Annotated in this window: 8 protein-coding genes; all 8 read right to left on the bottom strand. The window is 61.9% G+C overall.

Features of this window, described 5'->3' with window-relative positions:
• Window positions 1–483: 483 nt before the first annotated feature.
• The 8 genes from mdoH to hutI all read right to left on the bottom strand — a co-directional run bounded on the left by mdoH (window position 484) and on the right by hutI (window position 10987).
• Window positions 484–3054: a glucans biosynthesis glucosyltransferase MdoH gene (gene mdoH, locus OC610_RS12870; protein ID WP_264428148.1), complete on the bottom strand. Its 2571-nt coding sequence runs from the start codon at window positions 3052–3054 to the stop codon at window positions 484–486.
• Window positions 3047–4789: a glucan biosynthesis protein G gene (locus OC610_RS12865; protein WP_269807979.1), complete on the bottom strand. Its 1743-nt coding sequence runs from the start codon at window positions 4787–4789 to the stop codon at window positions 3047–3049. Before OC610_RS12865 ends, mdoH begins: the two co-directional genes overlap by 8 nt.
• 350 nt (window positions 4790–5139) lie before the next feature.
• Complete coding sequence (gene dtd, locus OC610_RS12860) at window positions 5140–5577, bottom strand: D-aminoacyl-tRNA deacylase (RefSeq protein WP_264428145.1); 438 nt, start codon at window positions 5575–5577, stop codon at window positions 5140–5142.
• Window positions 5574–6545 carry a prolyl aminopeptidase gene (pip, locus tag OC610_RS12855; RefSeq protein ID WP_198797393.1) on the bottom strand — a complete coding sequence of 324 codons (972 nt, stop codon included), beginning with the start codon at window positions 6543–6545 and terminating at the stop codon, window positions 5574–5576. The genes dtd and pip overlap by 4 nt, the downstream gene beginning before the upstream one ends.
• A gap of 105 nt (window positions 6546–6650) precedes the next feature.
• Window positions 6651–7562 (bottom strand): alpha/beta hydrolase, encoded by a 912-nt coding sequence (locus OC610_RS12850; RefSeq protein WP_264428143.1) that lies wholly within the window; start codon window positions 7560–7562, stop codon window positions 6651–6653.
• A gap of 196 nt (window positions 7563–7758) precedes the next feature.
• The gene (locus OC610_RS12845; protein WP_264428141.1) at window positions 7759–8706 is read right to left on the bottom strand and encodes a choline ABC transporter substrate-binding protein; all 948 of its coding nucleotides are present in this window, start codon (window positions 8704–8706) and stop codon (window positions 7759–7761) included.
• A gap of 263 nt (window positions 8707–8969) precedes the next feature.
• Window positions 8970–9773 carry an N-formylglutamate deformylase gene (hutG, locus tag OC610_RS12840; protein ID WP_264428140.1) on the bottom strand — a complete coding sequence of 268 codons (804 nt, stop codon included), beginning with the start codon at window positions 9771–9773 and terminating at the stop codon, window positions 8970–8972.
• Between the two features lie 11 nt (window positions 9774–9784).
• Window positions 9785–10987, bottom strand: a complete 1203-nt coding sequence (gene hutI / locus OC610_RS12835; RefSeq protein ID WP_264428138.1) for an imidazolonepropionase — start codon at window positions 10985–10987, stop codon at window positions 9785–9787.
• Window positions 10988–11059 lie beyond the last annotated feature (72 nt).

The following is an 11059-nucleotide window of genomic DNA, read 5'->3' as shown; positions in this document are numbered from 1 at the left end:
GCTCGCTCCCACAGGGGGACGCGGTAAGTGTCCGTGACCTAAAGAACGGATAAACAACTGCGCTCCACAATCCGTCATCCAAAGGCTACGGCGCCTTGCGCCATTGCCTACAACTACGCAAGAATCCGCCGCCTTGTGCGCCTTGGCCCTGGGCTCTAACGTTTGCAGGTCGCTGTAAGTTCAGCGATCGGGTTTAGCAGCTCGGCTTAATATCAAGGCACGCAGGTCCGCTTCATGGCGGCTGTGCGTGGGGCACTTCGGTGCGCCGGGTTCCTTGATTCCTGGTCTGCTAACCCGCGTACTGCCGCCACCCTTTTCGTTTAGCAGCGATGTGGTTTACTGGCGAATCAGATGTTGGACAACGCCGACCCACAGTCTTAGCACTCCAAAACCAAAGCCATGTGATGTTGTGGCCACCTCCATGGAACGCCCAACAAAAAGCCCCGCTTCCTTTCAGAAGCGGGGCTTTTGTTCATCACACTATCAAGCCAACTGAGGCTGAACGCTCACCGGCTGCAGCGGCAGCAGCGGTGCATGCGGATCGGCTTTGACCGACTCACGCCACGCTGCCAGCCATTCCGGATGCGCCTCGCTCCAGACCTGCTCGTGCAGGCGGGACAAGGCCACCGGATCACTCAGCAGTGCCAAGCGCTCGGCATTGCTGAGCCCCGCAGGACCGACCTTCAGCGCGTGACGAACGCGTTCGACCCGCATCCATTCAATCGGCTCTGCCTTGCCATGGCGTGAAGTTGCCAGTGCATAGGCCAAGGCGTTCTGCTGTGGATCAACCACCGCCCGGATGAAGCCGTCGTTCAGCGCGTGCCAACGGTTTTCATGGGTGTACTGGTCGGTCGACAGCAGCTCCTGCGGTGGTGCGTATTCCTCGGGAATCAGGAACAGGCTCTCATCACGGGATTTCAAGCCCAGGCCCACGCGGCTGGAGATCACCGAGACCGGGATCGACAGCATCAGCGAGCCGACGATCGGCACGAGCCACCACAGGAAGCTCGGGTTCAGCCAGATCACCAGCAAGGCCCAGAAGAAGCCCAGCAGGGTCTGCGGCCCGTGGCGCTTGACGGCTTCGCTCCATGGCGTGGAGTCGTCGTCACGTTTCGGCGAGTTCCACGTCGCGGCCCAGCCCAGGAAAGCGGCGAGGACGAAGCGAGTGTGGAAAATCATCCGCACCGGCGCCAGCAGCATGGAGAACAACATCTCCAGCAACATCGACAGCGTCACCTTGAACTTGCCACCGAACTCTTTCGCGCCTTTCGCCCAGATCAACACGATGCTCAAGAGCTTGGGCAGGAACAGCAGGACGATGGTGGTGGAAAACAGCGCGATGGCTTTTTCCGGATGCCATTGTGGCCACAGCGGATACAGCTGGCGCGGCTCCAGGAAGTACTGCGGCTCCATCAGGGTGTTCACCGCCAGCAGCGCGGTGGACAGCACCAGGAAGAAGAACCACAACGGTGCCGACAGGTAGGACATCACGCCGGTCAGGAACACCGCGCGGTGCACCGGGTGCATGCCCTTGACCAGGAACAGCCGGAAGTTCATCAGGTTGCCGTGGCACCAGCGACGGTCACGCTTGAGTTCGTCTAGCAGGTTCGGCGGCAGTTCCTCGTAGCTGCCCGGCAAGTCGTAGGCAATCCACACGCCCCAACCGGCACGGCGCATCAGCGCGGCTTCGACGAAGTCGTGGGAGAGGATCGCGCCCGAGAACGCACCTTTACCGGGCAACGGCGCCAGGGCGCAGTGGTCGATAAACGGCTTCATGCGGATGATCGCGTTGTGACCCCAGTAGTGCGATTCGCCCAACTGCCAGAAGTGCAGGCCGGCGGTGAACAGCGGACCATAGACGCGGGTGGCGAACTGCTGCATGCGCGCATACAGCGTGTCCATGCCCGAGGCCTTTGGCGCGGTCTGGATGATGCCGGCGTCCGGCGTGGCTTCCATCAGGCGCACCAGGCTGGTCAGGCATTCGCCGCTCATGACGCTGTCGGCGTCGAGCACGACCATGTACTTGTAGTCGCTGCCCCAACGACGGCAAAAGTCGTCGAGGTTGCCGCTCTTGCGCTTCACGCGACGGCGACGACGACGGTAGAAGATGTTGCCGAAGCCACCGGTTTCGCGGCAGACGTCCAGCCAGGCCTGCTGCTCGGCGACGCAGATGTCGGTTTCGTTACTGTCGCTGAGCACGAAGAAATCGAAGCGATCCAGGTCACCGGTGGCCGCGACCGACTCGAACGTGGCGCGCAAACCGGCGAATACCCGTGGCACGTCCTCGTTGCAGATCGGCATGACCAGTGCAGTGCGGGCGTCCTTCGGAATCGGCTCGTTGCCGGCGCTGGCGCCGGAGATACGGTACTTGTCGTGACCGGTGAGCAGTTCCAGGAAGCCCATCAGCGCGGTCCAGAAACCGGCCGACACCCAGCAGAACAGGATGCCGAACATGATCAGGATGCTGGTTTGCAGCGCGTACGGCAGCACTTGCGTGGCCGTCTGCAGCAGCGGTTGATGCATCACTTCGTCGAGGTCCACCAGCGCCCAGCCCTGGTACGGCATGATGCCTTTCATGTACCAGCCGGCAACGATGGTCTGGCCGAGCATCAGGATCAGCAGGATGTAGCGGCGGATCGAACCCACGGTACGCCACCGCGCGTGCGGCAAGACGCGCTCATCCTTGGGCGGCTTCGGCGGATTGGTGCGACCGGTCAGGCGGCGCCAGCCACGCACCAGGATGTTGGTGCGCCACGGCTCCGGCACGACTTTGGTCCGGCGAATCGGCGGCGTCGCCTTCAGGCAGACGCGGCCGTTGGAATCGAGCGCCAGCATTTCGGCTTCCTCGAGTTCCTCGGCGGTGCTCAGTACCAGGCGACGCCCCACCGAGGCTTGCGCGGCCTCGTTGGGTGCGTCGAAGGTCGAAGAAGCCAGGCGTTCATGCAATTCGCTGAATGACTTGCAGCCCGCCAGCTCGGAGCGCTGCTCGTCGGTCATCGGCAAATGGGCCAGATACTCGCTGAGAGATTCTGGTTGTACAGGAGTATTACTCATCGGCAGGCAACTGGTAGCTCCAGGTCTCGGTCAGGACTTGTTCAGTCTGTTCCGGTTCCTGTTGGGTTGGGGTCGGCTCGACGGCGGCGGTGGACGCCTTCACGGCCTTGGCTTCTTTCTGCTCGCCGGCTTGCTCGGTGGCTTTTTCTTTTTCGCTCTGCTGCTTCGCGACCTTGTCGGCCTTGGCCAACGTGTTCACGGAATGCACGGTGGCTGGCAGTTCGACAGGAACCAGTGGCCGGACCAAGGCAGCACGCATCTCGGTGGCTTTGCTCGGGTCCTTGATCTTCATGCGCAGCGTCAAGCGCCAGCCCTTGGTTTCAGGGTTGTAGCGAACGCTGTTCTCGACGATTTCGCCATTGTCGCCAACGCTCACCTGGCTACGCACTTCGGCGTCTTCAGGCAGTGCTTGCAGGGACGGCCCTTCGAAGTCGACCAGGTAGGCGACGCTGCCGTCCGGCTGACGGATCAGGTTGGACTGTTTCACGTCACCGGTGGAACGCAGGGTCTGCTTGACCCAGGCGCTGTCAGGCGAGTGCAGGTTGGCTTCATCGAGCGTCCAGTGCAGACGGTAGGCAAAGTCCAGCGGCTGGCCAGGCTCAGGCAGTTTTTCCGGGCTCCAGAACGCAACGATGTTGTCGTTGGTTTCGTCGGCGGTCGGGATTTCAACCAGGTCGACGGTGCCTTTGCCCCAATCGCCTTTCGGTTCGATCCAGGCGCTAGGACGTTTTTCGTAGCGGTCGTCCAGGTCTTCGTAGTGACTGAAGTCACGACCCCGTTGCAGCAAGCCGAAACCACGCGGGTTTTCAACCGAGAAGTTGCTCACGGCCAGGTGTTTTGGATTGTTCAGCGGACGCCAGATCCACTCGCCGTTGCCCGCATGAATGGACAGGCCGCTGGAATCGTGGAGTTCACGACGGTAGTTCAGCACTTTGGACGGCTGGTTGGCGCCGAACAGGTACATGCTGGTCAGCGGGGCGATGCCCAGCTTGTTGACGCGATCACGCAGGAACACCCGCGACTTGACGTCAACCACGGTGTCGGTGCCCGGACGCAGAGTCAGGCGATAAGCGCCCGTGGCCCGTGGCGAATCCAGCAACGCGAAGATCACCAGATGCTTGTCAGTCGGTTTCGGGCGCTGGATCCAGAACTCGCGAAAGCGTGGGAACTCTTCACCCGATGGCAAGGCGGTATCGATCGCCATGCCACGGGCGGACAAACCGTAGACCTGGCCCTTGCCGATAACGCGGAAATAGCTCGCGCCCAGCATGGTCATGATTTCGTCTTGCTTGTCAGCCTTGTTGATCGGGTACAGCACGCGGAAACCGGCGTAGCCCAGCTGTTCGGTCGCCTTGGGATCGAACTTCACGTCGCCGAAATCGAAACGTGTCGGGTCGTACTTGATTTCCTCGACGGTGGTCGCGGTGATTTCGTTGATCTTCACCGGCGTGTCGAAGTGCATGCCCTGGTGATAGAAGGACAGCCGGAACGGCGTCTTCTGGTCGGCCCATTCAGCTTTTTCAGTGCGGAAACGGATTTTCTGATAATCGGCGAACTTCATCTCGCGGAATTCGTTCGGCAGATTGCTGCGCGGGGCTTCGAACTTCTGCCCCGCCAATTCTTGCGCTTTTGCCGATACATCATCCAGGCTGAATGCCCACAGTTGGCCGGCGCCAAGCAGGCAAAAAAGGGCCGAGCCCGCTACCAGAGCGTTTCTAAACCGTTTGGCAGTCATTTTTGGTGCATTACAGGGACTAACAATCACGAGCAACCCTCGCCGAAAACTGATCAAAAAACCAACGGCCAGATAAAGTATCTACACGGTAACGGCGCTGAAAAACCGTCCCTGCGGACCACTCTTGCCAAGTTGGCGAGCATTGTTCCGACTCCGACGGGACAAAATGATTCCCCAAACGGTTCAGGACAACTCTCTACCTAAGTCAAATGGACCAGCGAACGCTGGTCCCCCGTAGCGCGCGATTATCTAGTAGGCCGCGTGACAACGCATCAGGGCTAGCAAAGTATTTATCGAGAAAACATGCTGTTTTGCCTCGAAACCGGACCAAAAAGATGTTTCAAACGCTTTCAGGCCTGTAACAGAAAGGTTACCGGGCCATCATTGACCAGATGCACTTGCATGTCGGCGCCGAATCTACCTGATGCCACGGTGCCATGCACCTGTTTCGCCTGGTTGAGCAAATAGTTGAACAACTCTTCGCCCAGGGCGGGAGGCGCAGCGGTCGAAAAACTCGGGCGCAAGCCGCTTTTGGTGTCCGCCGCCAGAGTGAACTGAGACACCAGCAGCAAACCACCTGCCACATCCGTCAGGGACAGGTTCATCTTCCCGTCGGCGTCGCTGAACACCCGGTAGTTAAGCAGCTTATGCAAGAGTTTGTCGGCGTGGGCACGGGTGTCCCCCGGCTCGACGGCCACCAGCACCAGCAAGCCCTGGTCCACGGCGCCGACAACCTCGCCCGCGACCTCGACCCGGGCACCGCGGACCCGCTGCAACAGCCCTTTCATGCCTCTTCGGGCGGCAGGTCAAGCAGGCGCCGGGCCATTTGCGCGGCGGCGCGCACCAGCGCATCGGTGATCCCTGGTTCCGAGGCGGCGTGGCCGGCGTCGCGAATCACCTGCAATTCACTGTTGGGCCAGTTCTGGTGCAGCTCCCAGGCGTTGTCCAGCGGGCAGATCACGTCGTAGCGACCGTGCACGATGACGCCCGGCAAATGGGCGATCTTGCCCATGTCGCGAATCAGTTGGTTGGGCTCGAGGAAAGCATTGTTGGTGAAGTAGTGGCATTCGATCCGTGCAATCGACAGCGCGCGCTGCGGCTCGGAGAAGCGATCGACCACCAGCGGGTTCGGCCGCAGGGTCGCGGTTCGGCCCTCCCAGGTGGACCAGGCCTTGGCCGCGTGCATCTGGGCGATCTGGTCGTTACCGGTCAGGCGCTTATGGAAAGCGCCGAGCAAGTTGTCGCGCTCGTCCAATGGGATCGGCGCGATGTAGTCCTGCCAGTAGTCAGGGAACAGGCGACTGGCACCAGCCTGGTAGAACCACTCGATTTCCTGCGGACGGCAGAGAAAGATCCCACGCAGGATCAAGCCATGTACCCGCTCCGGATGGGTCTGGGCGTAGGCCAGGGCCAACGTCGAGCCCCACGAGCCGCCGAACAGCACCCATTTTTCAATGCCCAGGTGCTTGCGGATGCGCTCCAGGTCTTCGACCAGATCCCAGGTGGTGTTGTTTTCGAGACTGGCGTGAGGCGTGGACCGACCGCAGCCGCGCTGGTCGAAGGTGACGATGCGGTACAGGTTCGGATCGAAGTAGCGACGGCTTTGTGCATCGCAACCCGCCCCCGGGCCGCCGTGAATGAACACGACTGGCAGGCCTTCCGGCGAGCCGCTTTCATCGACATAGAGCGTGTGGGTGTCATCGACAGCCAGATCGTGCCGGGCATGGGGTTTGATCTGCGGGTACAAAGTCTGCATTGCGCGCTCCGTAAGGGGTCGAGTCATCCCTGTGGGGACTTCTATTTAGTCTGCCGTCCGGCATCATAAACCCGAATGACCTTATTGAGCATGCCCCGCGCGCAGTCAAAGCGTGTCAGCCAGGTATGCGTAAAGCGTGCGATACATCTTATCCACCTCCGGCACCTGGCCCCGAGCACGCAGGCAACCGTGGACCAGGCCTTCGCCCCGGTACAACACGCAAGCCCCTCCTGCGGCGTTCAGCCGCTCACTATAAAGGACACCATCATCACGCAGCGGATCCCATTGGGCGACGGCGACGAAGGCTGGTGCCAAGCCCTTCAGATCATCGGCAAGCAACGGTGCGGCGTAGGGCGTGGGGTCGGCACCCTGCAGGTACAAAGCGTCATAGTGTTGCAGGTCACTGCTGCTCAAAAGCGGCGCGTCGGAACATTCATTGCGCGACGGCAAATGCGCGGGACCGCCGAGTGCCGGATAAATCAGCACCTGGGCCCTGGGCTGAGGCTGGCGTGCGTCGCGCAGGGCCAGGCACAACGCGGCGGCGAGGTTGCCGCCGGCACTGTCGCCAGTCACCGCCCGGCGACGCGGGTCAATGGCAAACGGCAGGTCCGTCAGGTGACGCCACACCGCGAGGCAGTCTTCGAAACCGGCCGGAAAGGGATGCTCCGGGGCGAGGCGATAGTCCACCGCCACGACCAGCACGCCGAGGGTCTCGGCCAGTTCCGCGCAGATGAAATCATGGGAGTCCAGGTCGCCGACCACCCAGCCACCCCCGTGCAGGTAAAGGATGCACGGCCAACCGGCCAGCGGCGACGCGGTGCGTGGATGGTAGGCGCGGACAGCCACGCCGGCCAAGTGCAGGTCCTCGATCGCCAGCGTTGACGGGCGCGGCGGGGTGAATGCCCGGCACATCTGGCGGTAGGCCTCGCGAGCACCGGCGAGGCTGTCGTCCGGACTGGTGAAGCTCAGGGTTTTGTCGATGAAGGCGGACATTGCCGGGGAGAGTGGGTAGGCCATGGGGTGACAACCAGATATCTGTGGATAGAGCGCAACTTGTGGCGAGGGGATTTATCCCCGCTGGGGTGCGAAGCACCCCTGAGTGCAAATCGCCGCGGTGTGCCAGCTTGACTGCATCTACTGTTTGGGGGGCGCTTCGCACCCCAACGGGGATAAATCCCCTCGCCACGGGGTTCTCAGTGTCCAGGAGATCGTGTCAGTTCTTGAGGCTGGCCTGCACCGCCGCGATGCCATCCTTGCCATCGTAGCTGGTCACGCCGACCAGCCAGCGCTGCAGATCCTCGGGATGTTCGCGCAGCCATTGCCGGGCGACATCCTGGGGTGTCTTGCGCTCCATGATCGGCACCATCAGCTGGCTTTCCTGGGCGGCGGTGAACGTGAGGTTTTCCAGCAGCCGCTGAACGTTGGGGCAGCGCTGGGCATAGTCCGGCGCGGTCACGGTGGACACGGTCGCGGCGCCTTCATTCGGGCCATAGACGTCTTCACTGCCGGTCAGGTACGTCATTTTCATGTTGATGTTCATCGGGTGCGGGGTCCACCCGACGAAGACCACGAACTCCTTGCGGTTCACCGCCCGCTGCACCGCCGCCAGCATTCCGGCCTCACCGGATTCGATCAACTTGAAATCCTTGAGACCGAAGTGATTGGTCTCGATCATCGTCTTGATGGTGGTGTTGGCGCCGCTGCCCGGCTCGATGCCATAGATCTTGCCACCGAGCTGGTCCTTGAATTGGGCGATATCGCCGAAAGTCTTGAGCCCCGCCGCCGCCACGTAGTCTGGAACGGCCAGGGTGGCCTGGGCATCGGCCAGGCTTGGCTGGTCCAGCACCTTCACCTGGTTCGCCGCCAGGAACGGGGCGATGTTCTTGTCCATCGCGGGCTTCCAATAGCCCAGGAAAATGTCGAGTCGCTTGTCGCGAATGCCGGCGAAGATGATCTGTTGCACGGCGCTGGTCTGCTTGCTTTCGTAGCCCAGGCCGGAGAGCAACACATCGGCCATGCCGCTGGTGGCGATCACGTCGGTCCAGTTGACCACGCCCATGCGCACGACCTGGCAAGACGCAGGCTCGGCGGCCATCGCGCCTGAGCTCAGTAGAACGGTACCGCAGAGGAACGACAGACAGCGTTTGGACAGTCTTTTCATCGCGTGGGTCTCGTGCGGCAGTGGATTGTTGTAGGTCGGCGTCTAGGTGCACCGTGCCTGGAACATTACGCAGCGTCGAGGGGGCGAAGGTGAACTGTGGCGACTTGGTTTTGCACGGTGGCGACAGGGAGAGGGGCTTGAAATGCTTTTGTGGCGAGGGAGCTTGCTCCCGCTGGGGGGCGCAGCCGCCCCAAAGATCTTATGAGCGCTACGCACTCAAGCGGGAGCAAGCTCCCTCGCCACAAAAGCTACCTCACCACAGGTTAATCTTTGTAAGCCTGCCGCCCCCACGCCAGGAAACCTTCGAGCAATTCCCTGAGCACCACCTGGGTCGGCGCCGCCAGGTCCGGGCGGTAGTTGAACGGCTCGAACTCTTCCATGTAGGTGCTCTGGCACAGTTCCAATTGCACCGCGTGGATGTCCTGCTCCGGGTTGCCGTAGTGCCGGGTGATGTGTCCGCCCTTGAAACGGCCGTTGAGCACATGGGTGAACTGATCGTGACGGGCGCAGATGGCTTCGAGCTGGCTGGCCAGGGCCGGGTCGCAACTGACACCGTTGAACGTGCCCAGGTTGAAATCCGGCAGCTTGCCGTCGAACAGGTGCGGGATCACCGAACGGATCGAGTGGGCATCGAACAGCAAGGCATAGCCGAACTCGGCCTTGAGCCGCGCCAGTTCCTGCTGCAGTGCTTGGTGGTAGGGCATCCAGACTTGTTGCAGGTATGTCGCCCGCTCTTCGGCGGATGGCTCCAGCCCTTCCAGAAATAACGGCACGCCATCGAACAGCGTCGCCGGGTACAAACCGGTGGTGGCGCCGACGTACATCGGCTTGTCATCGGAGGGACGGTTCAGGTCCACGACAAACCTCGAGTATTCAGCGGCCAGGGTGCTTGCGCCCAGCGCTTCGGCAAAATCATAGAGCCGCGGAATGTGCCAATCAGTGTCCGGCAGGCTCTGCGCCTCGGGAATCAAACCAGCCTTTACCGCTGGCGTCAGGCGCAGGCCCGCGTGGGGCATGCTGATCAACAGCGGCACGCGCCCTTGCTTGAAGTTCAGGACCTTTTCCACAACCACTCTCCTCAATCGATTTCCACGCCGTGACGCACGACGCGTTTTTCAAGATCGCCACCGAGCCAGTAGGCCAGGTCGGCGGGGCGATCGATGTGCCAGGCTACAAAATCCGCGACCTTGCCGGCTTCCAGCGAGCCGTGAGTCTCGGCCATGCCCAAGGCTTGGGCCGCGTGAATCGTCGCCCCTGCCAACGCTTCTTCCGGCGTCATGCGCAAACAGGTGCAGGCCATGTTCAACATCAAGCGCAACGACAACGCAGGCGAAGTGCCAGGGTTGAGGTCGCTGGCGATGGCGATTTTCACGCCATGCTTGCGCAGCGCATCCATGGGCGGCAGCTGGGTTTCACGCAGGAAATAAAACGCCCCCGGCAGCAGCACCGCCACCGTGCCAGACACGGCCATGGCCTTGGCGTCGTCTTCGGTCATGAACTCCAGATGATCGGCCGACAGTGCCTGGTAGCGCGCCGCCAGGCTTGAGCCGTGCAGGGACGACAACTGTTCGGCGTGCAGCTTTACCGGCAGGCCCAATTGCTGCGCGGTGACAAATACCCGCTCGACCTGCGCCGGGGAAAACGCCAGGTATTCGCAAAAAGCGTCAACGGCATCCACCAGCCCTTCGGCCGCCAAGGCGGGAAGCATTTCGGTGCAGATATGTTCGATGTAGTCGTCGGCGCGATCCTTGTATTCCGGTGGCAAGGCGTGAGCCGCCAGGCACGTGCTGCGTATGCTGACCGGCAACTCGGCGCCGAGACGGCGGATGACGCGCAGGATCTTGCGCTCGCTGGCCAGGTCCAGGCCGTAGCCGGATTTTATTTCCACCGTGGTCACGCCGTCGCGCATCAGGCTTTTCAGGCGCTTGGCGGCGCTGGCGAACAGCTCGTCCTCGCTGGCGGCGCGGGTGGCGCGCACGGTGCTGGCGATGCCGCCGCCGGCCGCGGCGATTTCGGCGTAGCTGACGCCTTGCAGGCGCTGTTCGAACTCACCGCTGCGGTTGCCGCCAAACACCGTGTGGGTGTGGCAGTCGATCAGCCCTGGTGTAACCCAGGCGCCCTTGAGGTCGTTGACCGCCGGGTAGTCGCCTACAGGTAATTCGGCACGGGGGCCGATCCATTGAATGTGCGCGTCCTGGGTGACGATGGCGGCGTCTTCGATGATCGAGTAGACGCCTTGGGCCATGGTGGCGGCGTGGCAGTTTTGCCAGAGGGTTTTCATCCCGATGCCTCCTTGTGATTAATGACAAGCGCGCCCGTAGGAGCTGCCGAGTGCAACGAGGCTGCGATCTTT

Source organism: Pseudomonas agronomica, assembly GCF_025917275.1.
GTDB lineage: Bacteria > Pseudomonadota > Gammaproteobacteria > Pseudomonadales > Pseudomonadaceae > Aquipseudomonas > Aquipseudomonas agronomica.
Note: the sequence above shows the minus strand (reverse complement) of the source record. Positions and strands in the feature narration are given on the sequence as shown.

Bases quoted from the DNA above. Each gene is read 5' to 3' on its own strand.
- pip (WP_198797393.1), bottom strand. From the start codon at position 6,545: ATGCAGACTTTGTACCCGCAGATCAAACCCCATGCCCGGCACGATCTG.
- OC610_RS12845 (WP_264428141.1), bottom strand. From the start codon at position 8,706: ATGAAAAGACTGTCCAAACGCTGTCTGTCGTTCCTCTGCGGTACCGTT.
- OC610_RS12850 (WP_264428143.1), bottom strand. From the start codon at position 7,562: ATGGCCTACCCACTCTCCCCGGCAATGTCCGCCTTCATCGACAAAACC.
- mdoH (WP_264428148.1), bottom strand. From the start codon at position 3,054: ATGAGTAATACTCCTGTACAACCAGAATCTCTCAGCGAGTATCTGGCC.
- dtd (WP_264428145.1), bottom strand. From the start codon at position 5,577: ATGAAAGGGCTGTTGCAGCGGGTCCGCGGTGCCCGGGTCGAGGTCGCG.
- OC610_RS12865 (WP_269807979.1), bottom strand. From the start codon at position 4,789: ATGACTGCCAAACGGTTTAGAAACGCTCTGGTAGCGGGCTCGGCCCTT.
- hutI (WP_264428138.1), bottom strand. From the start codon at position 10,987: ATGAAAACCCTCTGGCAAAACTGCCACGCCGCCACCATGGCCCAAGGC.